17 protein-coding genes are annotated in these 26569 nt (G+C 66.6%); 11 read left to right on the top strand and 6 right to left on the bottom strand.

The genetic code is table 11. From position 1 onward, the window contains the following. The first annotated feature begins 139 nt into the window (after positions 1-139). The 3 genes from ACQPXH_RS29955 to ACQPXH_RS29945 all read left to right on the top strand — a co-directional run bounded on the left by ACQPXH_RS29955 (position 140) and on the right by ACQPXH_RS29945 (position 13428). Positions 140-10840, top strand: coding sequence for an amino acid adenylation domain-containing protein (locus ACQPXH_RS29955; RefSeq protein WP_433599790.1), 10701 nt, complete (start codon positions 140-142; stop codon positions 10838-10840). A gap of 155 nt (positions 10841-10995) precedes the next feature. Then, on the top strand, positions 10996-12060 hold the full coding sequence (locus ACQPXH_RS29950; protein WP_433599789.1) for an alpha/beta hydrolase: 1065 nt from the start codon (positions 10996-10998) through the stop codon (positions 12058-12060). A 117-nt stretch (positions 12061-12177) separates the two neighbouring features. After that, on the top strand, positions 12178-13428 hold the full coding sequence (locus ACQPXH_RS29945) for an Nramp family divalent metal transporter (RefSeq protein ID WP_433599788.1): 1251 nt from the start codon (positions 12178-12180) through the stop codon (positions 13426-13428). Here ACQPXH_RS29945 and ACQPXH_RS29940 read toward each other — a convergent pair. The 3 genes from ACQPXH_RS29940 to ACQPXH_RS29930 form a co-directional block, all read right to left on the bottom strand. Beyond that, positions 13425-13598: a nuclear transport factor 2 family protein gene (locus ACQPXH_RS29940; protein ID WP_433599787.1), complete on the bottom strand. Its 174-nt coding sequence runs from the start codon at positions 13596-13598 to the stop codon at positions 13425-13427. The genes ACQPXH_RS29945 and ACQPXH_RS29940 overlap by 4 nt on opposite strands. Positions 13599-13913: 315 nt before the next feature. Next, complete coding sequence (locus tag ACQPXH_RS29935; protein ID WP_433599786.1) at positions 13914-14939, bottom strand: SDR family oxidoreductase; 1026 nt, start codon at positions 14937-14939, stop codon at positions 13914-13916. A gap of 69 nt (positions 14940-15008) precedes the next feature. After that, positions 15009-15812 (bottom strand): enoyl-CoA hydratase-related protein, encoded by an 804-nt coding sequence (locus ACQPXH_RS29930; RefSeq protein ID WP_433599785.1) that lies wholly within the window; start codon positions 15810-15812, stop codon positions 15009-15011. Between the two features lie 166 nt (positions 15813-15978). Between ACQPXH_RS29930 and ACQPXH_RS29925 the strand changes: the two genes are divergently transcribed. Next, a complete protein-coding gene (locus tag ACQPXH_RS29925; protein ID WP_433599784.1) occupies positions 15979-17211 on the top strand; it encodes a TetR/AcrR family transcriptional regulator in 1233 nt (410 codons plus the stop codon). A gap of 292 nt (positions 17212-17503) precedes the next feature. Here ACQPXH_RS29925 and ACQPXH_RS29920 read toward each other — a convergent pair whose 3' ends face one another. Beyond that, positions 17504-19021: an aldehyde dehydrogenase family protein gene (locus tag ACQPXH_RS29920; protein ID WP_433599783.1), complete on the bottom strand. Its 1518-nt coding sequence runs from the start codon at positions 19019-19021 to the stop codon at positions 17504-17506. A gap of 395 nt (positions 19022-19416) precedes the next feature. On the opposite strand from ACQPXH_RS29920, the gene ACQPXH_RS29915 reads away from it, so the two are divergent. The 3 genes from ACQPXH_RS29915 to ACQPXH_RS29905 all read left to right on the top strand — a co-directional run bounded on the left by ACQPXH_RS29915 (position 19417) and on the right by ACQPXH_RS29905 (position 22248). Further along, positions 19417-20427, top strand: a complete 1011-nt coding sequence (locus tag ACQPXH_RS29915) for an ATP-binding cassette domain-containing protein (RefSeq protein ID WP_433599782.1) — start codon at positions 19417-19419, stop codon at positions 20425-20427. Positions 20428-20614: 187 nt separating this feature from the next. Further along, a complete protein-coding gene (locus tag ACQPXH_RS29910) occupies positions 20615-21397 on the top strand; it encodes an ABC transporter permease (RefSeq protein ID WP_433603624.1) in 783 nt (260 codons plus the stop codon). Continuing rightward, a complete protein-coding gene (locus ACQPXH_RS29905) occupies positions 21394-22248 on the top strand; it encodes an ABC transporter permease (protein ID WP_433599781.1) in 855 nt (284 codons plus the stop codon). The genes ACQPXH_RS29910 and ACQPXH_RS29905 overlap by 4 nt, the downstream gene beginning before the upstream one ends. 6 nt (positions 22249-22254) lie before the next feature. On the opposite strand, the gene ACQPXH_RS29900 is transcribed toward ACQPXH_RS29905, so the two are convergent. Both ACQPXH_RS29900 and ACQPXH_RS29895 read right to left on the bottom strand, forming a co-directional pair. Further along, positions 22255-23448 carry a lycopene cyclase family protein gene (locus ACQPXH_RS29900; protein ID WP_433599780.1) on the bottom strand — a complete coding sequence of 398 codons (1194 nt, stop codon included), beginning with the start codon at positions 23446-23448 and terminating at the stop codon, positions 22255-22257. Positions 23449-23505: 57 nt separating this feature from the next. Beyond that, positions 23506-23982 (bottom strand): hotdog fold domain-containing protein, encoded by a 477-nt coding sequence (locus ACQPXH_RS29895; protein ID WP_433599779.1) that lies wholly within the window; start codon positions 23980-23982, stop codon positions 23506-23508. A 571-nt stretch (positions 23983-24553) separates the two neighbouring features. Between ACQPXH_RS29895 and rpsJ the strand changes: the two genes are divergently transcribed. The 4 genes from rpsJ to rplW are packed head-to-tail and all read left to right on the top strand — an operon-like array spanning position 24554 to position 26542. Further along, positions 24554-24859 carry a 30S ribosomal protein S10 gene (gene rpsJ, locus ACQPXH_RS29890; protein WP_003938093.1) on the top strand — a complete coding sequence of 102 codons (306 nt, stop codon included), beginning with the start codon at positions 24554-24556 and terminating at the stop codon, positions 24857-24859. Between the two features lie 14 nt (positions 24860-24873). After that, complete coding sequence (rplC, locus tag ACQPXH_RS29885; RefSeq protein ID WP_040686545.1) at positions 24874-25539, top strand: 50S ribosomal protein L3; 666 nt, start codon at positions 24874-24876, stop codon at positions 25537-25539. Further along, positions 25536-26240, top strand: coding sequence for a 50S ribosomal protein L4 (rplD, locus tag ACQPXH_RS29880; RefSeq protein WP_433599778.1), 705 nt, complete (start codon positions 25536-25538; stop codon positions 26238-26240). Before rplC ends, rplD begins: the two co-directional genes overlap by 4 nt. Next, positions 26237-26542: a 50S ribosomal protein L23 gene (gene rplW / locus ACQPXH_RS29875; protein WP_040686547.1), complete on the top strand. Its 306-nt coding sequence runs from the start codon at positions 26237-26239 to the stop codon at positions 26540-26542. Before rplD ends, rplW begins: the two co-directional genes overlap by 4 nt. Positions 26543-26569 lie beyond the last annotated feature (27 nt).

The raw sequence follows: 26569 nt of genomic DNA, 5'->3' as shown, positions 1-26569 counted from the left end.
CGGTTACGATCGGCGTCTGACCATGCGATGCTTCTGAGCAAGCGCTGGGAGGGGAGCACTTTTTAGGGATTACAGGGTAGGTGAGCTCCTTCATGTTTCGGGTGGTTGGGCAACGTCGGCATGAGGAAGCGGTGAGCAGGTGACGCGCCAGACTCGGGTGCGGCCGGCTCGGACACGGACACAGCGGACGCGCGCCATCACCCTGCCGCAGCTGATGGCGGCCGCCGTCGAGGCGAATCCCGGCGGCCTCGCCGTCGTATTCGCCGATGCCGCCACCACTTCTGGCGGGTTGAGCTACGCCGAGCTGGACGAGCGTTCGACCCGGCTGGCCCGGCTGCTCATCGATCGTGGTGTCGGACCGGAGGATCTGGTCGCGGTGGCCGTGCCGCGGTCGGTGGATTCGGTGCTCGCGGTGTGGGCGGTAGCCAAGACCGGCGCCGGATTCGTGCCGGTGGACCCGCATTATCCGGCGGATCGGGTCGCGCACATGCTGACCGACTCCGGTGTGAACTTCGGCCTGACCGTCGCCGCGGTCCGCCGCGGCCTGCCCGGCAGTGTTGTTTCGAGCGACCTGCAAGCAGTCGCAAGCGGTACCGAATGGCTGCTGCTCGACGACCCGATCACCGCGCAACAGCTGCAGCGGTATCCGGTGGACCGGGTGACCAATCAGGATCGGGTGCGACCACTGCACGGCGCACATCAGGCCTACGTCATCTACACCTCGGGCTCGACCGGCGTTCCCAAGGGCGTGGTGGTCACCCATCAGGGATTATCCGGCTTCTGCGATGAACAGCGGACCCGATACCGGGTGACGAGCGCCGCCCGGACACTGCACTTCGCCTCGCCGTCCTTCGACGCGTCGGTGCTGGAACTGCTGTTGGCATTGGGCGGCGCGGCAACCATGGTGGTCGTATCGCCGACTGTTTACGGTGGCGCGGAACTGGCCGCGGTGCTGCGGCGTGAGCGGGTGACCCACGCCTTCGTGACACCTGCGGCCCTGGCCTCGGTGGAGCCCGCCGGACTCGACGAACTGCGGGTCGTGGTGACCGGTGGTGAGGCCTGCCCGCCGCAGTTGGTGCGGCGCTGGGTATTACCGATCGCGGGCGGGCTGCTGCGCGAATTCTTCGATGCCTACGGTCCGACCGAGGCCACCATCGCCACCAATATCACCGCGCCGATGGTGCCGTGGGAGCCGGTGACCCTGGGCTCGCCGATCCACGGCATCGCCGCCTATGTGCTCAATGATCGGCTGGTGCCGGTGCCGAACCGGGTGGTCGGCGAACTGTATGTCGCCGGTGCGCAACTCGCACGCGGTTACCTGGGCCAACAGACGCTCACCGCGGCCCGATTCGTGGCCAATCCGTTCGAACCGGGCACCCGGCTCTACCGCACCGGCGATCTGGTGCGCTGGACCGCGACCGGTGAACTGGAGTACCTCGGCCGCAACGACTCCCAGGTCAAGATTCGCGGCTTCCGCATCGAACTCACCGAAATCGACGCGGTACTCGGCTCATACGACCACGTGGATTTCGCGGCGACCGTCGGGCACGAACTCGACAGCGGTACCACCGTCTTGGCCTCCTATGTGCACCCCATCGACGGGCTGACCGTCGATATGGCGGAGCTGAAGGCCCTGGTAGAGCGGAAATTGCCAGCGCATATGGTACCCGCGTGCATCACGGTGCTCGACAAGGTGCCGCTGACGCCGATGGGCAAACTGGACCGCAAGGCGCTGCCCGCGCCGGTATTCGAGGCCAAGGCGTTCCGCGCACCTTCCACACCGGTCGAGGAGATCGTCGCGGGCACCTTCGGTGATGTGCTCGGTGTCGCGCGCGTCGGCCTGGACGACGACTTCTTCGAGCTGGGCGGCAATTCGCTGCTGGCCACCCAGGTGACCGCACGACTGGATGCCGCGCTGGATACGCAGTTGGCGGTCCGCGATCTGTTCCACGCGTCCACGGTCGCCGCCTTCACCGCCGTGGTCGAACGCACCGCCGGATCCGGCCGGAGTCGGCCGCGGCTGGTCGCGGGGGAGCGGCCCGAACTGATTCCGCTGTCGCTGGCGCAGCAGCGGTACTGGTTCCTCAACCAGTTCGACACCGAAACCTCGGCAGTGGACAATATTCCGCTTGCCGTGCGGCTCACGGGTGAGTTGGATGCGGCGGCGCTCGGGCTGGCCATCGGCGATGTGCTGTCCCGGCACGAGGTGCTGCGAACCACCTATCCGAGCATCGGCGGGCGGCCGCATCAGGTCATCCATCCGGTGCCGGATACCCGGTTCGCCATGGTGCCCGTCGATGTGGCCGAAGACGAACTGGTACGTCGGCTCATCGACTTCGCGGCGCTGACCTTCGATGTGACCGTCGAGGTTCCGGTCGCGGTCGAGCTGTTCCGCCTGGCGCCGCGCGAGCATGTGATCGCGCTGACCGTGCACCATGTCGCGGCCGACGGCGCATCCATGGGTCCGCTCGCGCGCGATCTCATGGTCGCCTATGCCGCTCGGGTGCAGGGGCAGGTTCCACTGTGGCAGCCGCTGCCGGTGCAGTACGCCGACTACGCGCTGTGGGAGCGCGAGGCACTCGGTGACGAGGACGACCCGGAATCGCCGGCCGCACAGCAGATCGCCTACTGGCGACGGACCTTGGCGCAATCGCCGGACCAGCTGGAACTGCCGACCGATCGCCCGCGCCCGCCTGCCCAATCCTTCCAGGGCAGGTCGGTGCGGTTCGAGATCTCGGCGGATCGGCACGCGGAACTGCATGCGCTGGGGCGGGCCAATCACGCCTCGCTGTTCATGGTCGTGCATGCGGCGCTCGCAGTGCTGCTGGCCCGGTTGTCGGGCACCGACGACATCGCGGTCGGTACGCCCATCGCGGGTCGCGGCGAGCGCGAACTCGATGATCTGATCGGCATGTTCGTCAACACTTTGGTATTCCGGACGCGGGTGCGTCCCGGTGACAGCTTCGCCGCCCTGCTCGCCGACGTGCGCGAGCGTGATCTCGAGGCCTTCGCCAATGCCGATGTGCCCTTCGAGCGAATCGTCGAGGCGCTGAATCCGGTTCGTTCGATCGCCCGCAATCCGCTGTTCCAGGTGGGTCTTTCCTTCCAGAACCTGGCCGAGACCACCCTGGAGCTGCCCGGACTCTCGGTCGCCACGGTCGATTTCGATCTGCAGCTGGCCAAGACGGATCTGCACATCTCGCTGGCCGACCGCTACGCCGACGACGGCGCACCCGCCGGGATGGTGGCGAACTTCGGCTATGCCACCGACCTTTTCGACGAGTCGACGGTGCAAGGTTTCGCCGACCGATTCGTCCGGGTGCTCGACGCCGTGCTCAACGATGTGTCGGTGCGGGTCGGCGAGATCGAACTGCTCGCCGTTGACGAGAGTTCGCGGATTCTGGCGGGTTGGAACGACACCGCGCATCCGATCGATGCGACCGCGACGCTGGTGTCGCTCCTGGATGCGACGGTGGCCGCCGCGCCGGATGCGGTGGCGGTGGTATCCGATCAGCAGGGGCGCAATGTCAGCTATGCGGAGCTCGACGCCCGGGTGAACCGGTTGGCGCGGTACCTGATCGAGCTCGGTGTGCGCCCGGAGGACCGGGTGGCATTGGGCATCCGCCGGTCCATCGATCTGATCGTCGCCATATACGCGGTGGCGAAATCCGGTGCGGCGTATGTGCCCATCGATCCGGATCAACCCGTCGAACGCGTCGAGTACATCCTGCAAACCGCACGACCGGTCTGCCTGCTCAGCTCCGTGCAAGACGGCTTCCACACCGACGCCGTCGATTCCGTGACGATCGATGAGCTCGACCTGTCGCGCTATTCGGACGCTCCGCTTGCGGCGCACGAACGCCGTGGTGCACTGCTGCCAGGCAATACCGCGTACGTGATCTACACGTCGGGTTCGACCGGGCAGCCGAAGGGCGTCGCGGTTACGCACGGCGCGATCGTCAACCAGTTGCTCTGGGAGACGGCCGAATTCGGCCTCGGAGCCGATGATGTGCTGTTGCTCAAGACGGTCGCCACCTTCGACCTGTCGGTCTGGGAGTTCTGGACGGCGGCGATATGCGGTGGCACGGTGGTCGTCGCCGCGCCGGATGGTCATCGGGATCCGGCCTATCTGAACGAATTGATGGCGCGCGAGTCGGTGACGACCCTGCATGTGGTGCCGTCGATGCTGGACGCGCTGTCGACGGGTCAGTTGTCCCGATCGCTGCGCCGGGTGCTGGCCATCGGTGAGACGCTATCGGCCGCCACCGCGCAGCGATTCCGTCAGGGCAACGGCGCGGACCTGTTCAACCTGTACGGCCCCACCGAAGCCGCGGTCTCGATCACCAACCATCGGGTGACCGACGCCGACGCGGTTTCGGTGCCGATCGGCGGGCCGGAGTGGAACAGCCATGTCTACGTACTGGATTCGCGCTTGCGGCCGGTGCCGGTCGGCGTATCCGGCGAGTTGTACCTGGCCGGTGCACAATTGGCACGTGGCTACTTCGGGCGGACCGACCTCACCGCGGAACGGTTCGTGGCCAACCCGTTCGAATCCGGTGCTCGTATGTACCGCACCGGCGACCTGGTGTCCTGGAACGAGCACGGTGAGCTGGCATACCACGGCCGCACCGACTTCCAGGTGAAGATCCGCGGCTTCCGGATCGAACCCGGCGAGATCGAGACAGCACTGCTCGCCAGGCGCGAGATCGCGCAGGCCGCGGTGCTCGTCAAATCCGATGCGCGGATCGGTGATCGGCTGGTGGCCTATGTCGTGCCTGCCGACGAGGCGATGCCGGTCGTGGTCGCCGAACTGAAGGCCGCGCTGGCCGCGGTGCTGCCGTCGTACATGATGCCCAATGCGTTCGTCACGCTGACGGCCTTGCCGCGCAATGCGAATGGCAAGCTCGATCGCGCCGCGTTACCCGAACCGGAGTTCGAGACCCAGGTCTTCCGCGCGCCTGCGACGCCGGTGGAGGAGATCGTGGCAGGTGTCTTCGGCGAGGTGCTCGGCGTGGAGCGCGTCGGACGCGATGACGATTTCTTTGCCATGGGCGGCAATTCGCTGCTTGCCACACAGGTGGCGGCCCGGGTCGGCGACGCAATGGATACCAAGGTGCTGGTGCGCTCGATCTTCGAGACGCCGACTGTGGCCGGACTCGCCGCCAAGGTCGAAACCCATGCCGGTTCCGGTCGGCGACAGCCGCTGCTGGCCGGGCTGCGACCGGAGCAGATCCCGCTGTCGCTGGCGCAGTTGCGGATGTGGTTCATCAACCAGTTCGATCCCAGCTCGGCGGTCTACCACATCCCGGTGGCGATCCGGCTCTCCGGCGAACTCGATATCGCCGCACTGGGTTCGGCGGTCGAGGACGTGGTGGCGCGGCACGAGGTGCTGCGCACCTTCTACCCGCAGACCACCGACGGTCCGGTGCAGGAGGTGCTCGCACCCAACGAAGTGCCGATCGATCTGGTGCCGGTTCCGATCGCGGAATCGGATGCGCTGCAGCAGGTGCAGCAGATCGTCGCGGCGGGCTTCGACGTCACCGTCGAGGTACCCTTCCGCGCCACCCTGTTCCGGCTCGATAGCGCCGCTGGCGACCGGTCGCAGATCGCTCGAAACAACACTGCTTACATCCTGGTGTTCGTCGCCCATCACATCGGCGCCGACGGTTGGTCGATGTCGCCACTGGTCCGCGACGTCATGCTGGCCTACTCGGCCCGCAGCGCGGGTGAGCTGCCCTCGTGGGCACCGCTGCCGGTGCAGTATGCGGATTTCAGTGTCTGGCAACGCAATATGCTCGGCTCCGAGGACGACCCGGAAAGCCTGATCTCGGCGCAGGTCGCGTATTGGCGGACGGCGCTGGCCGATCTGCCCGACGAACTGAACCTACCCGCGGACCGGCCGCGCCCGGCGCTGCGGACCTTTGCGGGTGGTCGCACCGAATTCGAGATCGACCCGCTGGTGCACGCCGGGCTGATGCGCCTGGCCCGCAGGCACAACGCCACCATGTTCATGGTGGTGCACGCCGCGCTGTCGGTATTCCTGGCGCGCATATCCGGCACCGACGATATCGCCATCGGCACCCCGGTCGCCGGTCGCGGCGCGGCCGAACTCGACGACATGATCGGCATGTTCGTCAATACGCTGGTGCTGCGGCTACCGGTGCCCGACGACCGCACCTTCGGCGATCTGCTCGCCCATGCCAAAGACACCGACCTGCAAGCCTTTTCGCATGCCGACCTGCCGTTCGAGCGGCTGGTCGAACTGCTGAACCCGCCGCGTTCCACGGCTCGGCACCCGCTGTTCCAGGTGTCGATGTCGTATCTGAACCTGCCGACCAGCAGCTTCGAGCTCCCCGGATTACGTGCGGAGACCTTCGATTTCGCCGTCGACACCGCGAAATTCGATCTCTCGCTGACCATGTGGGCCCCGGGTACCTCCGAGGAGAGCCTGCGCGGTGAATTCAACTTCGCGCGAGACCTGTTCGACGACAAGACGATCGAGATGTTCGCCGCCCGGTTCACCCGGCTGCTCACCGAGATCGTCGCGCGGCCGGACGCCCCGATCGGCGACCTGCGCCTGCTCGGCGCCGCCGAAGAGCAGGCGCTGACACCGGTGCGGCGCGGCGAGACACCCGCCGTCCGGCTACTGCCGGACCTGCTGACCAGCGCGGTCAGCGTCGATCCCGAACATGTCGCGGTACGCACCGCCGGTCGCTCGATCTCCTACCGTGAACTGGACGAATACTCGTCGCGGCTGGCTCGGGTGCTGATCGATCGGGGTGTCGGCCCGGAGAGCCTTGTCGCTCTTGCCTTCCCGCGTTCGCTGGAGATGGTCGCGGCCTTCTGGGCCATCGCCAAGGCCGGTGGCGCGCACGTGCCGATCGACCCGACCTATCCGACGGACCGGATCCGGCATATGGTGACCGATTCCGGTGCCGTCCTCGGCATCACCACCTCCACCTACACCGAGCGGCTGCCCGAGGAGTCGACCGAAACCAGCTGGCTACAGCTCGACGATCCCGCGATCCACGCGGCCGTGGCCGGTAAGTCGCCATCGCCGATCACCGATGCCGAGCGGCTGCGCACGCTGCTGCCGCAGCATCCGGCGTACGTGATCTACACATCCGGGTCGACGGGCATACCCAAGGGCGTCACCGTCACCCAGGTCGGGGTCGGCGGTGCCGTGGAGAACGCCACCGCCGTGTTCCAGCTCGGTCCGCAGCATCGGTTCCTGCATCTGTGCTCGCCGAGCTTCGATCCGTCGATCCTGGAGTGGCTGTGCACCTTCCACAACGGCGCGACACTGGTCATTGTGCCGTCCACCATCCTCGGCGGCCCGGATCTGACCGCGCTGCTGCGCACCGAGCGGGTCACGCACGCGATCTTCACCCCCGCCGTGCTCGGCACCGTCGATCCGGCCGGTCTGGACGAATTCCGATTCCTGTGCTGCGGTGGCGATTCCAGTTCGCCCGAGTTGGTCGCCAAATGGCAGCCGGGACGGCATTTCATCAACGGCTACGGTCCGACCGAGGCCACGGTGGCCGCGTCCTGGAGCGAGATGATCGCCGGACAGCGCATTACGATCGGCGGCCCGGTGCCCGGAACGCCGATGGTGGTGCTGGATCCGCGGCTGCGCCCGGTGCCGCCGGGTGCGGTCGGCGAGCTCTATCTCGGTGGCAACGCGCTGGCACGCGGCTATCACGACCGCCCGACGCTGACCGCGGAACGCTTCGTCGCCGACCCGTGGGGTCCGCCCGGTGCCCGGATGTATCGCACCGGTGATCTGGTGCGCTGGGTCGGTGAACCGGGGGAGTGGGAGCTCGAATACGTCGGTCGGACGGACTTCCAGCTCAAGATCCGCGGTCTGCGCATCGAACTCGGTGAGATCGATGCGGTGTTGCGAGGGCACGACGATGTCGAGTTCGCCGTCACGATCGGTCGGGAAAATCCGACGGGTGAAAAGATTCTCGTCGCCTACGTGCTTCCGGTGGCGGGGCGGGCCATTGATACCGGTGCGCTCATCGAATACGCCGCCCGCAGTATGCCTCGGCACATGGTCCCCTCGGCGGTGGTGGTCCTCGACCATGTGCCGCTGACCCCGGTCGGCAAGCTCGATCGCGCGGCGCTGCCCGCACCCGAACTCGCCCCGCGTCCCTATTTCGCGCCCGCGACCCCGCAGGAACAGGCCGTCGCCGACGTATACGCCGAGGTACTCGGTCTCGACCTGGTCGGCTCCGATGACGATTTCTTCGCGCTCGGCGGCAGTTCGCTGGCCGCCATGCGCGCGGTGAACAAGCTGCGCGAGCTGACCGGCATCGCGGTCCAGGTGCAGTGGTTCTTCACCGATCCGACCGTCGCGGCGCTCACCCAGCGCATCATGGCCGCCGACGAAACCGAGGCCTACGAATACGGATTGAACGCCGAGGCCGCACTCGAGGTGCTGCTGCCGATTCGCCACGGCACCGGTGAAGCGCTGTTCTGCATCCATCCGATGGCCGGATTGTCCTGGTGCTATACCGGTCTCGCGCAGTATCTGCCCGCCGAGCGCCCGATCTTCGGTGTGCAGTCGCCCGCGCTGTCCGAATCCGACTTCCGGCCGGATTCGCTGGATGCCATGGCTCGGCGCTATGTCGAGGAGATCCGCGCGGTGCAGCCAGAGGGGCCGTACCGACTGCTCGGGTGGTCGCTCGGTGGTGCGCTGGCCCATGCGGTCGCCGTCGAATTGCAGTCCGCGGGTGCGGAAGTCGCACTGCTCGCCATGCTGGACAGCCGCACCGGCGGCAATATCGCCGACTTCTGGGCGGAACTGCGTTCGGCCTTCGCCGAACTCGGCATCGGCCCGGACATGCTGGGTGACAGCAATATCCGCAACCTCACCGAAGAGGCGCTCGCGGTGCTCTACGCCAATATCCCGCCCGAACTGGCACTGCTGACCCCGGAACGCCTGCGTCAGAGCTACCGTGGCGCGGTGCGCTCGGTGGAGCTCGGAATCAACCATCAGCACAAGGTTTTCCACGGCACACTCGATTTCTTCAGCGCCACCGGCCATACCGCCGAACCCCGGGCCTGGCGGCCGTATGTCGACGGCACGATCAACGAGCATCCGGTCGAGTCGACCCATGAGCTGATGACGTCACCGGCGGCCCTCGCCGAAATCGGACCCGTCCTGGCAGCCTTGCTCACCGAGCCCGAGCCCCCGGTCGAGAATGCCGCGGAGCCAACCGAAGCCGCGGCACCGGTCGAATACGCCGCCGCACCGGAGGGATACGAGCACGCGGCACCACTGGCCGATCCGGCCGGATTCGACCACGACTACCCGACATCGGTCCTGGCCCCGGTACGAATCGATGTGCCGGCACCGGCCGAGGACCTGCCCCCGACGGTCGAGGCGCCGGTACTTGACCTCGATGACGACGAACCCAAGATTGCCGACGAACCCAAGATTGCCGACGAACCCGAGATCGCGGTCCAACCCGAGCGTGCCCCGTTCGCGGTCATCCACGACGACGATCCGATCGAGTACGCCGTCGCGCACCGCCGCGACGAACCCGACGACGCACCCATCCCGCTGTCACTGACTCCGAATGCCGTGCGGCTCTTGGACTCCGGTGTCGAACTGCGCGTCGTCACTCTCGAGATCCCGCCCAACTACTCGCCGGAAGCGGTGCAATTCGCCGTCGATACGGTGCTCGAACAGCACCCGATGCTGTGGGTCCGGCTGCATCGTGACCGTGCGGGCGCCGATCCGGTCTTCGAGATCCCGGCCGAGGCGCAGCGTCTCGACGAGGCCTTCCTCAGCCTGGAATACGGCATCGAGCAGACGCCGCCGCCGATCGACGATGTGGTGCGTGCCGTCGCCACCGAACTCGATCCGGTCCATGGCCGCAATATCCGCTTCGTACTGGTCGGCGGCCGCGAGGTGCCCTCGACCATGGTCATCGTCGCCAATGGCCTCGTCGTGGACGACACCTCCTGGCGCACCATCATCGACAAGCTGTCGCTGGCCTGGTCGCGTGGCAGGCACCGTTCGCCCGCCGTCCCCGAGGCCGGACTGTCCGACCTGCTCCGGGTGCTGTCCGAGAGAGCGAGCGGCCCGGCGGCAATCGAGGAAGTGGCATGGTGGCATCACACCTTGGGCGCGGTCCCCGCCGCCAAGGCGGGCGCCACGAACAAGAACCTGCGAGCGCGGCGCCGGGTCTCGCTGACCATCACCACCGAGGGCACCGCCGCCGTCGTCGCGGCAGCTGCCGTGCACGGTGCCGGCATCGATGACGTCCTACTTACCGCGCTGGCGATAGCGCAGATCACCTCCGCGGGCGAAATCGTCACCGATGCGATGGGCCCGGTGGTCCGGCTGCACGCCGACAGTCGGTCGATGGCCGATACCGATACCCTTGTCGGCGCCTTCACCACCGATTACCCGCTCCCGCTGCAACTGGATGGTGTGAACATCCAGGAGGCGCTGGTCGGTGGTCGCGCGGCGGGTATCGCGATCGAACAGGTCAAACGGCTCACCGGAGCCGTGCCGTCCTTTGGCGTCGGTTACGGCCTGCTGCGCTACCTCAATCCCGATACCGCCGCCGCCCTGACCGCACTCCCCGCGGGCCGGTGTGCGTTGCGCTACCGAGATCTGCGCCCGGCGCGCATGCACACCGACGCACCGGCCGCTGATCTGTTGCTCGATATCACCGCCGACGCCACCGCCGAAGGCCTGCTCGTGCGCTTCGACTACGCGGCCGAGGTATTCGGTGGTGACGAGGTCAAGACTTTCGCCGAACACTGGATCCGGGCCCTCGGCGGGCTGGCCGAATACGGTCAGCGATATCCGGGGCGACCATGATCACATTCCGGCCGCTGAGGCATGATGGAGCAACATTGCGGTAACGATGTCCACTATCGTCACGACTGAATAGGCCGTATGGTCGGCCGCGGTGCATGCCCGCGGCCAGGGGAAGCCCTCCCGTAATCACGATACGAAGTGAAGGTGTGAAATTGATGCGTAGTCTGGTCCGGCGTCGCGGCATACGTGCGGCGGCGGTGATAGCGGCAACCGCGGTATTCGCGGGAGTCATGTCCGGCTTCGGCGCATCTACCGCGACGGCTGATCCGATCATCGATTCGAAGACGCTGCTGGCGAACCCGGTCGCGCCGGACGGCTCGAAGATCACCAAGGCCGAGTACAAGGACGACCGCAGCATCCGCCTGTACGTCTGGTCCGCGGCCATGGACCGGACCTTCCCGATCGATGTGCAGCGCCCCGCCGACGCCTCGGTGCCGCGTCCGGTGCTCTACCTGCTCAACGGTGCGGGCGGCGGTGAGGACAGCGCGTCCTGGGTGGCCAAGACCGATGCGCTGAAGTTCCTCGGCGACAAGAACGTCAATGTGGTCCAGCCCATCGGCGGCAAGTGGAGCTACTATACCGACTGGATCAAGGATGATCCGGTACTCGGCCGCAACAAGTGGAAGACCTTCTTCACCGAGGAGCTGCCGCCGCTGATCGACGGCTCGCTCGGCACCAACGGCACCAATGCCATCGCGGGCCTGTCCACCTCGGGCACCACCGTGCTCGCGCTGCCGATCGCCAAGCCGGGCCTGTACAAGGCCGCCGCGGCCTACAGCGGCTGCGCCCAGACCAGTGACCCGGTCGGCGCGGAGTTCGTCAAGCTCACCGTCGAGACCTGGGGCGGCGGCAATGTCGACAACATGTGGGGCCCGCTCGGTGGGCCGGAGTGGGTTGCGAACGATCCTTACGTCAATGCCGAGGGTCTGCGCGGCACCGATCTCTACATCTCGACCGGCAGCGGTCTGCCCGGCCCGTACGACACCCTGGACGGTCCGTACACGCTGCCCGGCCCGGGCGGTCTGGCGAACCAGATCCTGATCGGCGGTGTCATCGAGGCGGGCACCAATTACTGCACCCACAACATGCAGGCGAAACTGGATTCGCTGGGCATCCCCGCCACCTACGACTTCCGCCCCAACGGCACCCACTCCTGGGGCTACTGGAACGACGAGCTGCACGCCTCCTGGCCTACCCTCGCGAAGGGCCTCGGCATCTGAGCTGATCCCGCGACTTCCAGCCGACCGCCCCGATTGTGCGCTATCACACAAATCGGGACGGTCGTTTTTATAGATAGTGCTAAACAAAAAGTTCGGGAAGCCGTAAAATTCTGTTATATGAGCACAACCCTGGTCGAATCGGCGCGGAACGCGACGACCCGGGCGAGATCCGTCAGTGTCTTGCTCGGTCCGGCCTTCGTAGCGGCCATCGCCTATGTCGATCCCGGCAATGTGGCGTCGAATATCAGCGCGGGCGCCCAGTTCGGCTACCTACTCGTGTGGGTCATCGTGATGGCCAATGTGATGGCCGGGCTGGTGCAGTTCCTGTCGGCGAAGCTGGGGTTGGTCACCGGTATGTCGCTACCGGAGGCGGTGCGGTACAAGTCGAGTCGTCCGGTGCGCCTTGCCTATTGGGTGCAGGCGGAGACCGTGGCGATGGCCACCGACCTGGCCGAGGTGGTCGGCGGCGCGATCGCCCTGAAGCTGCTGTTCGATCTGCCGCTGCTGGTCGGTGGCGTGATCACCGGTGTGGTCTCGATGGCGCTGCTACTGGTGCAGAACCATCGCGGGCAGAAGCCGTTCGAGCGGGTCATCACCGGTCTGCTCGCCGTCATCGCCATCGGCTTCCTCGCCAGCGTGGTGATTTCGCCGCCGTCGGCCGCCGGCACCGTCGGTGGTCTGCTGCCGCGGTTCCAGGGCACCGAGAGCGTGCTGCTCGCGGCGGCCATGATCGGCGCGACCGTCATGCCGCACGCGGTGTACCTGCATTCCGGGCTGGCCCGGGACCGCCACGGTCAGCCCGAGATCGGTCCGCTGCGGACCCGGCTGCTGCGGGTCACCCGATACGACGTCGGACTCGCCATGGTACTCGCGGGCACGGTCAATCTGGCCATGCTGCTGATGGCCGCGAACACCCTGCGCGGCCGCGAGAATGTCGACACCCTCGAGGGTGCGCACGCCGCCGTCGGCGATGCGCTCGGCCCGGTCGCCGCGCTGCTGCTCGCGATAGGCCTGCTGGCCTCCGGTCTGGCATCGACGTCGGTCGGCGCGTACGCCGGGGCGATGATCATGGAAGGGTTGCTGCGCCGCAAGATTCCGCTTCTGGTCCGGCGGCTGGTCACCCTGATTCCGGCCATCATCATTCTCGCGGTCGGCATCGATCCCACTCGCGCACTGATCATTTCGCAGGTGGTGCTGTCTTTCGGCATCCCGTTCGCCCTGATCCCACTGGTCCGCTTCACCAGCGACCGCATCCTGATGGGCGCCGACGTCAACCACCGGGTGACCACCGGCCTGGCCTGGCTGGTCGCCATCATCATCAGCCTGCTGAACGTGGCACTGATCTACTTGACCGTCACGGGCAACTAGGCGAACAGCATGCGCTGCGCATAGCCAGTATCGAAATACTCACGGGCCTCGGCGATCTTGCCGTTCTCGACCCGGAACACTATCGCCACATTGTTGAGGTACGAATCGCCGGCCACGGTGGTCGCGCGGGTGGTCCAGTCGGCGACCGCCTGCGCGCCGTCAGCCGGCACGGTCCGCACCTTCCTGGCCGATCGGCTGTGACGCATCCATCCGCTCGATCATCTGCGCGACGAATTGCCCGCAGATCTCCTCCGGTCCAGGTGCGCGCGGTCGGCAGGTCGACGAACAGGGGCCAGGTCGAATCCGGGGTGAAAAGCCTGCGGGCGCGTTCGGGCGAGGCCGCCAGGTGTATCCGACCGTGCCGGTCACCGTTGAATACACGCTGACACCGCTCGGGCGCAGCCGTAGACGTGCTGCGGGCCTGGGCCATCGAACACATCGATGAAATCGATGCGGCCAGAGCCGAATACGAGCTGGCGGGGTAGTCATACCCAGTTCTCGATCCAGTATTTCCAGATCATCGGGGCATAGGCGGCCAGCGGCTGCAGCTTGATATCGGTGCCCGCGAGTGCGGCGGTGGCATTGCGACAGTCGAACCAGCAGCTGAATTCACTGTGCTCCAACACATCCTGGGGGACGCCGACGCGTGGGAGCAGCCAGCTAGTGCCGGGGACGCGCAGCATCATCTCGAGGGTGCGCTTGGGCATCACTTCCACCAGATGCGGTGCACCGGCCTCGTCGGCGAACAGATTCAGCGCCTCGGCGGCGCTCTGTCGGCGCGGATCGGCCAGGTGGTAGGTGGTGCGGATCGAGTCGGGCCGGTGTGCGATATGGGCCAGCGCGCGAGCCACGAAATCGACCGGGACCATATTGGTTTCCCCCAGCTTCGGCACCAGCACCGGCAGAATCCTCGGCAGCTGCGCGGCCATGCGCAGCAGCCGGAAGAAGTAGTACGGCCCATCGATTCGGTCGATCTCACCGGTGCGCGAATGTCCGATCACGATCGAAGGCCGGTAGATCCGCCAGCCCAACTCGGACTCGCGCACGATCTTCTCGGCCTCGAATTTCGCCCGCTGCACGGGCGAACTCAGCACCTGCCCCTCGTCGAACATGTCCTCGGTGAACAGACCGTCGAACCCGCCCGCCACATCAACCGTCGAGACATGGTGCAGCAGAGTGGCTTTCAGCTGCTCCGCGACATCGACGACATGTCTGGTGCCGCCGTCGCGTTCGGCGAGGTCATAGCTCGACGCCAGATGGAAGACGTGGTCGATCGCCCCTCGGTGCGCGGCGATCCACGCCGGATCGATACCGAGCCCGGGTGCGCCCATATCCCCGCGCACCGGCCGTACCCGCTCGCCACCCATCCACTCCCGAGCACAACAGGTGTACCGGTCCGCAGAATCGACCCCCGGCCGGACCAGTACATGAATATCCCCCTCCCGTTTCAGCAGCTCGGGAATAAGAAATCGACCGATGAACCCAGTTGCTCCGGTAACCAGGTAAGCCATAGCCGACCAACATAGTCGCTTGTGCGGGCGCGCTTGTGTCCGGGATCACGGCGCGCCCGATTCGTGCGATCAGTCGGCGAAGACCGGCTTGCGCTTGGTGAGCATGGCAGTCGCGCCCTCGAAGAAGTCGGGGGAGTGGAGCAGTTCGCTCTGGCCGGTTTTTTCGGCGGCGAGGGCGGTGTCCAGTGCCGTGAGGGTGGCGGCGTTGAGCGCCTTTTTGGTGAGTTCGAGGGCACGGCGCGGGCCCGCGGCGATCTTGGCGGCCGCCGCTTCGACCTTTGCGTCGAGTTCATCCTCGGGAACCACGGCGGTGAACAGCCCGGCCGCCTTGGCCGCAGGCGCGGGGAGTCGTTCGCCCAGCAGGGCCATTTCGGCGGCCAGCGGGCGTCCGGCCGCGGCGGCGACCATGGCTGCCGCGCCGCCGTCGGGCATCAGGCCGATATTGATGAAGGCGAGCAGCAGGTAGGAATCCTCGGCGGCGTAGACCAGATCGGCGGCCAGCGCGATGCCGACGCCGACTCCCGCGGCCGCGCCCCTGACCCGGGCGATGACCGGAATCGGCGCGTCCACAATGGCTTTCACGAGCCGGTTGGCCACATCCATCACCATGTCCGAGGTGATGCCGCGCTGCGCCTCGGCGGCCGATGCGGCAAGATCGGCGCCGGTGCAGAAGTCGCCGCCCTCGCCGGTCAGTACGATCACCCGCACCGAGCGGTCCTCGGCGGCGGCGAGGAAGGTGTCACCGAGGGCGACCATTGTGTCGTAGTCGATGGCGTTCTTGCGCTTGGGCTTGGTGATGGTGACCCGGAGCACCTTGCCGTCGTGGACCGCGCTGAAACCCGCGGGTGTGGTCGCGGAATCCGGTTGGCTCATTTGGTGCTCCTGGTCTGGAATTCAGCGGGCCTGGTTCTTTGGAGCGATCTGCAAGCAATCGCTGGCGGGAACCATGAATGGTAGTTAACTTTGCGAATTGTGGTTAACTTAGGATGATTTGTCCGGCGCTGTCAACCAGCGGCGCCGTATCGGAACGGAGAGCTACATGGTCGCGGATCGCAGCGAGGTCGGTCTCGCTTCCGCGCGGCCTGACGCGGGTGCGAGCAGGACCGGCGCGGAGCCGGTGCGGCGTCGCCCGAAGGATCGCAAGGTCCAGATCATCCGGGCCGCCGCGCGCGCGTTCAGCGAGCGCGGATACTACCCGGTCGGTGTCGACGAGATCGCCGCGGAGGTCGGCATCTCGGGGCCCGCGCTGTATCGCCACTTCGCGAACAAGTACGCGCTGCTGGTCGCGGCCGCCGAAGAAGGCGCACTGCACCTGCTGCAGGTCGCGCGCGCCGCCGACAACCCGGATCTGGAGCCCGAACCCAGGCTCGACGCCCTGATCAAGGCGATCAGCGAACACACCATCGATATCCGCCGCGAGGCCGGACTGTATCGCTGGGAGCGGCGCTACCTGGAGGCCGAGGACCGCGCCCGGATCAGGAAGGTCTACGACGCGCTCAACGCGACGCTGGCCGAACCGATCGGACAGCTGCGCCCTACCGCACCACCCGCGGATGTGGCGATGCTCGCGGCTGGGGTACTCAGTGCCATCGCCAGCATCTCCTCGCACCGCACCACGCTCGCCACCGCCCGGCTGATGCCGCTGCTGCGCGAGATGAGCTGGTCGATCTTGCGCGCCGAACTGCCGCCCGCACCGACCGAGCCCCAGCCCGGACCGGCCACCCGCGGCCTACCGGTCACCTCGAAACGCGAACAGCTGCTCACCGAGGCGATCCGGATCTTCGGCAGACAGGGCTATCACGAGGCCAGCATCGAGGAAATCGGCGCGGCCGTCGGCATCAACGCCTCCAGCGTCTACCGGTACTTCACCAGCAAAGCCGACCTGCTCGCCGCAGCCTTCCACCGCTCCGGCGACCGGGTGGCCATCGCGATCACCGAGGCGCTGGCCGAAGCCACCAGCCGTCCCGACGCCGTCCGGCGCATCGCCTACCGCCAGGCCCGGCTCACCTTCTCGATGCCGGAGATCATGCCGGTCTACTACGCCGAATTCAGTAATCTGCCGCAGGCCGAACAGCACAAGCTGCGCACCATCCAGCGCCAGAACGTACTGGAGTGGGCCAACCTGCTCGACGGCGATCCGGTGGAGGCGCGCTTCCGCGTGCACGCCGGCATCGCTCAGGTGATCGACGTGGGCCGTTTGACCAAGTTCGATCCCCGGCCCGAACAACTGGCCCGCGTCTGCGCCCTGATGGAGGCCGTGCTCTTGGGCTGACCGCTATCCCCGCCTACCAGCCCCACACGGAGCGAGGAGTTCGTGGCCTGTGGTGTCCGAGTGGTGGAAGCGCATGCGTTGGTGGGGGTTTCGACTGTCCGGCGGGTACGTATGGGTGTTGAACGATCCGTTATCGGTGACCACCACGGAGCGAGTCTTACGAGCGACCGTTCGCGGCCCGTCTCGCGTCCGAGCCGTCGAAGCGCATGCGACGAAGTCGCGAGTCTCGACGGCTCGGACGCGAGACACCAGGGGGCCGCGAACCCGCCGCGCCGCAGGCGCGGCCAATGACTCACCCGTGGCGCATGCGGAAGGTGGCCTTGGCCGTGCGCAGATGCCGTGGGTGCCGGTCGAAGGTGGACAGGTTCACCGCCGCGCGATACCGCTTGCGTGCGATCGCCAGCGTCCGGCTGAACTCGCGCAGTCCCTGATCGCCGTGATGGTGTCCCTGCCCGTATTCGCCGACCCCGCCGAACGGCAGCGCCGGAACCCCGGCGTAGGTGCTCGAAGAATTGATGGTCACAACGCCGACCCGCAGTTGCTCGGCGAAGGATTCGATACCGTGCACGTCCCGGGTGAACACCGACACCGCGACACCATTGCCGACCGCATTGATCCGCTGTGCCGCCTCGTCCATATTCGCGACCTTGTTGACGATCAGCAGCGGCCCGATGCCCTCGCCGGTGATCGCGACGCTCTCCTCCGGCACCTCGGCCAGCACGATCGGTTCGATGTAGGGATCGCGAATCGAATCCATTCCGCCGACCACGGCGCGCCCGCCTCTGGCCAGTGCGTCGCGCACCTGCTTGCGCACCACGTCGACCTGCGATTCCAGAATCATCGGACCGTAGGACGCGCGCTTGTCCGCGCCGGGTCGTAGCCGCCGCGCCTGCTCGATCACCAGTTCCAGGAATCGGTCGTAGACGGAGTTGGCGACGTAGGCCCGCTGGATGCCGGTGGAGTTCTGGCCCGCATTGGCCATCGCACCGAACACCGCGGCTTCGGCGGCCGCGTCGAGTTTGGCGTCGACGTGAACCACCATGGTGCCCTTGCCATTCCGCTCGACCACCACCGGCGTCAACGTCTGCGCGCACAGCGTGATCACCTCGCGCGCGCCCGCATCCGAACCGGCATAGGCGATCTTGTCCACCTTGGCGCGGCACAGCGACGCGGTGGTGGTGTGGTCGCCGGTAACGACCTGTAGCACAGGCTGATTCGGCGCGAGCTTGTTCCAGCTGTCGGCGAGCCAGACCCCGACACCGGTGGTCAGCTCGTCGGGTTTGAACACCACGGCATTGCCGGCGGCCATCGCGTAGGCGATCGAGCCCATCGGGGTGAACACCGGGTTGTTCCACGGTCCGAGCACCCCGACCACGCCGAGCGGCAGATAGCCGACCGACGCGTGCTGGTTGCGGGTCAGCCAGGTGGAGCCGAGCTTGCGCCGATCCAGCACGCGCGCGGCATTGCGTGCCGCCCAATCCAGATTCTCGACGGCGAGCATCACCTCGATCACCGCGTCCGCCTGTGGTTTTCCGGTTTCCTCGCACAGGATTTCCACCAGTTCGCCTGCACGCCTGGTGATACTGCGTTTCCAGTCCAGTAGCCAGCGTTTGCGGGCGTTGAATCCCAGTTCCGCCCACCATTTTTCGGCGGAGCGTGCGGCGCGCACGGTGCGGTTGATTTCACCCGCGCCCATCACGGCGTAGTTGCCGACGATCTCACCGGTGCGCGGGTCATAGGACGTCAGGACGTTCGGTCGGCCCGATCCTCCCGTATGCGCTGCCAGCCTCGGCTGCGCGGTCTCGGCCATGGTCACCTCTCGCGGGGTCGATCCGCCGCAGCCGCTGAACGCTTTGGCGAAACAGCACTGCCGCAACGAGTTAGTGCGTTTTCCCGTTTTAGCAGACTATGGTCGCCGCGACGGCCGGACAAGGTGTCGCTACCGCCCCTACGCGGCCCCTCGAGGGCCGCCACCAGCGACGTTCTCGGGTCGCGTGAGTCGGCCGGAAGAAATGTGAGTAAGGACACAGTTAGGTCGCGGGCCGCTGGGTATAACGCGGTCGGCCATGCGCGGATGCCTCTGCCGGTAACATCACGCTTGGCGGTAGGGATCACCAAGCGGGACGTATTCATTGCCCGCGCTCTCGGCGACCGGGTCGCCGCCCCGGCCCGCGAACGCCGCCGATCAGACACAGTGGAGAGTTGATGCCGAGCTTGAACCAAGCGGATTCGCATACCAGCGAGCCACCACCCATCGACAGTGGTGGTGACGTCGCGGTCGCGGTTGCGGATGTCCGGAAGTCATTCGGCGACGTGCACGCGCTGCAGGGCATCAGCTTCACCGCCGAGCGGGCGAGCGTGCTCGGCATCCTCGGGCCCAACGGCGCGGGCAAGACCACCATGGTCAAAGTGCTCTCGACCCTGCTGCGCCCGGACTCCGGCACCGCCGTCGTCGCGGGCCACGATGTGCTGAAGGATCCGGCGGGTGTGCGCCGCTCGATCATGATGACCGGCCAGTACGCCGCGCTCGACGAGAACCTCTCCGGCCGGGAGAACCTGGAATTGTTCGGTAGGCTGATGGGTCTGGGCAAATCGGCCGCCCGCAAGCGCGCCGACACTCTGCTCGAGGAATTCGACCTGGTGCACGCGGGCCGCCGCGCGGTGCGCCACTATTCCGGCGGTATGCGTCGTCGGGTCGATATCGCGTGCGGACTGGTGGTGCGGCCCGAGGTGGTCTTCCTCGACGAGCCGACCACCGGTCTGGATCCGCGCAGCAGGCAGGGCGTGTGGGATCTGGTGACCGCGCTGAAGGATCAGGGCATCACGGTGCTGCTCACCACGCAGTACCTCGAGGAAGCCGATGTGCTCAGCGACAACATCATCGTCATCGATAAGGGCACGGTGATCGCCGAGGGCACCGCCGACGAACTCAAGGAGAAGACCGGCGGCAGCTACTGCGAGGTGGTGCCGCTGGACCCGGGTCAGCTCGGCAAGGCCGCCAGCGCACTCGGTGATCTGGTGCCCGCCGCCGTACTCGCCGACGTCGATGGCGGCGACCGGATCTCGATTCCCGCACCCGACGGCGCGGGCACGCTGTCGGAGGCGTTGCGCAGGCTCGACGCCGCCGGGATCCAGTTGGCCGATATCGCGCTGCGCAGGCCCTCGCTCGACGATGTCTTCCTCTCCATCACCGGCCATTCGGGCGGGCACGCGTGAGCGAGCGCAGCGAGCGAACTAACAACACAGCGCGCATCGCGCACGGCGGAGCCGAGCGCCAGCGAGGCGCAGTCGTGAGCGAGCGCGGCGAGCGAACCAACAACACAGGACTGGAAGTCACGACGGAGCCGAGCGCCAGCGAGGCGCGGTCGTGAGTTCTACCACCGTCGAGCGGGCCGATTCGGCACTGCTCTTCGCCGAGCTGCCCGCCGCCAGGCTCTCTCACTTCGCGCAGTGGCGCGCGCTGTCCGGACGCATTGTGCGGACCATGGCCGTCAAGGGCGAACTGATCGTCGCGATGATCACCCCGCTGGTGTTCACGCTCGGCTTCTATCTGCCGCTGCGCTATGTCATGAAGTTCCAGGGCATCGATTACGCCCAGTTCGTCATGCCGATCATCGTGCTGCAGACCATGGCGTTCACGATGATGTCGAATGCGCAGCTGTCCGCATACGAGGCGCTGACCGGTCTGAGCACGCGACTACAGACGATGCCGATCGGCATGCTGGTGCCGTTGAGCGCGCGGATCGGCGCGGGCCTGGTGCGTTCGCTGACCGCGCTGACCGCGGCGATCATCTTCGGCTACATGATCGGCTTCCGGTTCGTCGCCGGACTCGGTCAGGCCGTGCTGTTCTGCGTGTTCTCGATCGCAGTCGGCACGGTGCTCGCGCTCGGCGCGGACGCGCTGGGCAGCCTGACCAAGAGCCCGGAATCGCTGAGTCAGGCATTGACGCTGCCCACCTTGATCTTCGGCATGCTCTCCTGTGGATTCGTCCCGGAACGTAGTTTTCCGATGTGGATCCGGCCGTTCGTGCGCAATCAGCCGATCTCCCAGTTCTCCTTCGCGCTGCGCGATATGGCCCACAACGGGGTGACCTGGGATGTGCTGTGGGTGCCGCTGACCTGGCTTGGCGGGATGGCGATCGTCTTTACTCCGTTGGCGATCTGGGCGAGTGTGAGGCGGTCATGAGTTCTGTCGAGACCTTGGAGCGCACCGAGGTGGACGGATTCGACCCGCTGCCGCGGGTGGCCACGCCATCCGAACGCGCGCTGTCGACCTGGATCACGCACAGCCTGATCCAGTGCAAGCGGCTGCTGCTGGTGTGGGCGCGTGATCCGGCGACCACCATCCAGACGCTGATCTATCCCGCGCTGACGCTTTTCATGTTCCGCGTCGTGCTCGGCAATTCGATCACCGCGGCCACCGGTAAGCCGAGTATCTACGGACAGGTCGCGCTGATCACGTTGGTCGCGGCGATGTCCGGTGCGGTGGTCAGCGCACTCGGCTTCAAGGGTGAGAAGTTCACCGGACTGCTCGGTCGGTTCTGGACCATGCCGGTGCACCGGGCGGCCGGACTGACCGGCAGGCTGCTCGCCGAGGCGGTCCGCGTGCTGGTCACCACGCTGTTCGTGATCGCGGTCGGCTTCACCCTCGGCTTCCGCTTCGGGCAGGGGCCATTGGCGGCCATCGCGTTGGTCGGCATTCCGGTGCTGTTCGGTGTCGGCTTCGCGGTGCTGGTCACAGCGCTGGCGACCATTACCGAGGGCGTCATGCTGGTGAGCATCATCGGCATCGTCAATACCCTGCTGATGTTCTTCAATTCCGGGTTCGTGCCGGTGATCGCCTATCCGGTCTGGTTGCAGGACGTGGTCGCGAATCAGCCGATGAGCTGCGCCATCGATGCGATGAAGGGACTGTCCTACGGCGGCGCCGTCGCCGAACCCCTGTTGAAGACCGTCGCCTGGGTTCTCGGGCTCATCGTCGTGTTCGCGTATCCGGCGATCCGCGGCTACCAGCGCGCCGCCGAAACCGGCGCCTGACCTTCCTCAGCCGATTCGGCCCTCTTCGCGTTCGGCTGCGGCGAAATCGAAACCGACCCAGCGGTTTCGATTCGTCCAGCCGACCAGGTCGTAGCGCCAGCGGAACGGCCAGGTGCGAGCGACGGTGTTGAAGAGGACGGCACCGAGGACGGTGTAGTCGTCGTGGGCGGAGAGCAGGGCGCGCTGGCCGCGCGGCGATGCGTTGAAGAACGCGTCGAACATGGCGATGGACTGCTCGGTGGTCAAGCGGCCCATGCCCCAGAGGCCGCGCATGCGCATCCAGTACACCAGCCGGGCCTGCCACGGCCAGAGTTCGGCGATGGGGTCGTGGCCTTGCCGGAGGGCGGCGACGGCGGTGTCGACCAGGGTCAGCGAATCGGCCACGCTGTAGCCGGTGCAGGGATGCATCATGCCGCCGCGGGACCCGAACGGAATCGCTTGGGCGGTCCCCTTTTTCGGCGGTGGCTGGTCCAGCGGGTAGTGCGCGGCCTCCGTCGGCTCGTCGCCGGTGAGCCGAATGCCGTGTGCGGCAAGGCGGTTCAGGGTGCGTCTGCGCAACTCGTGCTGCGGCATGCCGCCGCGCAGGCCGAGGCTGGTCTCCTCGAAGATCACCGTGCCGTCACCGATCGGGACGGCATAGAGGAACGACGGCGGCTCATCCGGTCCCGCGCCGTTCTCCGTACGCCAATCGAGCAGTAGACCCTCGCCATCGGTCACCATGGGCGCGGCGGTTTCGGCGTCGACGAAGATGCCGTGTGCACTTGCCGCGCGACGGTGTCCGAGCGTCGGCAGCCCACGGGTATCGAAAACCGCTGCGGCCCTGAGGATCGTGCCGTCCGCGAGCTCCACCTCATGGCCCTCGACACGAGTTGCGCGCCCGGCTACAACGGTGGCGTCATCGAGCGGCAGTGCATCGCGCAGTCCGGTTTTCGACAGCACGCAGTAGGGGCGGTCGATCCGATGCTCGGCCTTTGCCCAGACCGTCGGCTTCGGAATACGCGCGGCAATCGCGCTCGAGGGCAACCACTCCGGCAGTTCATCGATCCAGCAGGAGAACGTCGGCGGCCAGAGCCGCTCCGGCCGCGGATCGACGGCAGCGACGTGGAACCCGGCCCGCATGGCCCGATGCGCCAGCGCTCGGCCGGTCGGTCCGAGCCCGACCACGCAGAGGTCGAATTCCCGGACCGCCCTGTCACCCATGCTTCGCATTCAAACCGCTCCGTCCGTTCGCCCGCAACACCGCGTCCCGCCGGTCACCTACTCGGGGGTGATCCAGGTGGTGATGTCGGCGTGCACGACCTCGAGGCCGTGCTTGTCGTAGATGGACACCGGAACGGTCAGCTCCTGCCCCTCGGTGATCCGGGTGAAGTCGGGCACCTCGGCCAGCTTCGCCACCGCGCGCAGACCGGTCTCGGCCTTGGCCAGGTACTGCACATTCATGGCCTTGGGAATCCAGCGGTGCGTATCGGGCACCGTGGCCTCGCTCAGCATGCCCATGGCTACCTCGGCCAGGTTGCAGGCCGCGATCGCGTGAAAGGTGCCAAGGTGGTTGTGGATGCCGAACCACTTCGGCGAGGTCACCTCGCACAGTCCGGGCTCCAGCCGCACGACGCTCGGCAGCACCGTCCCGAAGTAGGGCACCCGGGCCACCATGCCGAGCGAGAACAAGGTGTGTCCCAGCCGGTTGTCCGGCAGCTTGTTCCAGATCCGATGAGTCGCGGTCGGTTTCGTCATGGCTCGATCTTACTCGGAAGTAAGTTCGTCTGCGGTAGTGGTCGGGCGCGCCCGGGATTCGCACCCTGACCTGCTGGCGAAGCGTTGGTAGGGGGCGGATTTGAAGTCGCCAACGCAGTCGGGCATACTGTTCGGGTTGCCTTGCGCCGGGTCATGCCGTTCGACGGTTGTGGCGGGTGGCGAGGCGAGCAACACCCAATCGTGTACCTCGCTGGACATCCAGCGTGGGTACGTCCGGGACGAACGTTCCAGGCCAGGTGAAGTTTTCGACCGGGGCCGAGGGATGAGCGGCTGCGTGGAATGCCGATCGAAGATCGGCGCGACACGCCCGACCGCGTGGACCGGAGAACCATGACAGATGAACAGCGGCGAGGATCGGGCGTGCCCGGTCGCGGTCTCACGGTGTTGGATCTTGCCCGAGCGGGGGCCGTGCGTGGTTACGCAGGCTGCCGTCGCCGGGCCTGACCCGATCAGGCTGGGACGTCTTCGTGTGTTCGGGCTGTGCAATTGAAGGTGGTACGGAAGCCGGCTTCCGGACCACGAACGATAAGCGGAGAAAAGGACACTTAGCGTGGCGGGACAGAAGATCCGCATCAGGCTCAAGGCCTATGACCACGAAGCGATCGACGCGTCCGCGCGCAAGATCGTGGAGACGGTGACCCGCACCGGGGCCCGTGTGGTCGGGCCGGTGCCGTTGCCGACCGAAAAGAACGTGTACTGCGTCATCCGTTCGCCGCACAAGTACAAGGACTCGCGCGAGCACTTCGAGATGCGGACGCACAAGCGGCTGATCGACATCCTCGACCCGACGCCGAAGACGGTTGATGCCCTTATGCGTATCGACCTGCCGGCCAGCGTCGACGTCAACATTCAGTGACGGGGACTCGAGATATGACTGACAACAAGAACAGGCCGGCGGCCGGCATCCTGGGCACCAAGCTCGGTATGACCCAGGTGTTCGACGACAAGAACCGTGTCGTCCCCGTGACCGTCATCAAGGCCGGACCGAACGTCGTTACCCAGATTCGCACCGTGGAGCGCGACGGCTACAGCGCCGTCCAGGTCGCTTTCGGCGCCATCGACCCGCGCAAGGTGAACAAGCCGGTTTCCGGTCAGTTCGCCAAGGCCGGTGTCACCCCGCGCCGCCACGTCGCCGAGATCCGCGTCGCGGACGCCTCCACCTTCGAAGTCGGCCAGGAGATCAACGCCGATGTCTTCGAAGAGGGCGCCTACGTCGACGTCACCGGCACCAGCAAGGGCAAGGGCTTCGCGGGCACCATGAAGCGCCACGGCTTCCGTGGTCAGGGCGCTTCGCACGGTGCCCAGGCGGTACACCGTCGCCCCGGTTCCATCGGTGGTTGCGCCACCCCCGGCCGCGTGTTCAAGGGCATGCGCATGTCGGGTCGCATGGGTAACGACCGTGTCACCACGCAGAACCTGTCGGTGCACAAGGTCGACGCCGAGAACGGCCTGCTGCTGATCAAGGGCGCGATCCCGGGTCGCAAGGGCAGCGTCGTGACCGTCAAGAGCGCAGTGAAGGGTGGTGCGCACGCATGACCAGCCCCGCAGTTGATACAGAGAAGAAGGCCGTGAATCTCACGCTCCCGGTCAAGGAACTCGGCGGCAAGACCAACGGCACCGTCGAGCTCCCCGCGGAGATCTTCGATGCCACCGCGAACATCTCGCTGATGCACCAGGTCGTCATCGCGCAGCTCGCTGCCGCACGCCAGGGCACGCACGCGACGAAGACGCGCGGCGAGGTCTCCGGTGGTGGCAAGAAGCCGTACCGCCAGAAGGGCACCGGTCGCGCCCGTCAGGGTTCGACCCGCGCGCCGCAGTTCACCGGTGGTGGCACCGTGCACGGTCCGCAGCCGCGTGACTACAGCCAGCGCACCCCCAAGAAGATGATCCGCGCCGCGCTGCGTGGCGCCCTCTCGGATCGTGCGCGCAACGAGCGCATCCACGTGATCACCGAACTGGTCTCGGGTCAGACCCCGTCGACCAAGACCGCGAAGTCGTTCCTGTCCGAGCTGTCGGACCGGAAGAAGTTCCTGCTCGTCCTCGGACGTGAGGACATCGCGGGCTGGAAGAGCGTGCAGAACCTGGAGTTCGTGCACCCGATCGCGCCGGATCAGCTCAACACCTACGACGTGCTCGAGAGCGACGAAGTGGTGTTCAGCGTAACGGCCTTGAACGCCTTCGTGCACGGCGCTGAGTCATTCAAGGACGCCGAATCCGCACAGGAGGAGAGCAAGTGACCACGATCGCCGACCCCCGCGACATTCTGCTGGCGCCGGTCATCTCGGAGAAGTCCTACGGACTGATCGAGGAAGGTACCTACACCTTCATCGTGCACCCGGATTCCAACAAGACGCAGATCAAGATCGCCGTCGAGAAGGTCTTCGGTGTGAAGGTGACCAGCGTCAACACCGCCAACCGTCAGGGCAAGCGCAAGCGGACCCGCTTCGGTTACGGCAAGCGCAAGGACACCAAGCGCGCGCTCGTGACCATCTCGGCCGACAGCAAGCCCATCGAGATCTTCGGAGGCCCGGTCGCGTAAGCGCCTGGGAATCCAGAAAGCAGAGAA

The sequence above is a fragment of the Nocardia sp. CA-135953 genome, assembly GCF_050955735.1.
Taxonomy (GTDB): Bacteria; Actinomycetota; Actinomycetes; order Mycobacteriales; family Mycobacteriaceae; genus Nocardia.
The sequence above is the reverse complement of the archived record's forward strand: the minus strand, read 5'-3'. Positions and strand labels throughout refer to the sequence as shown.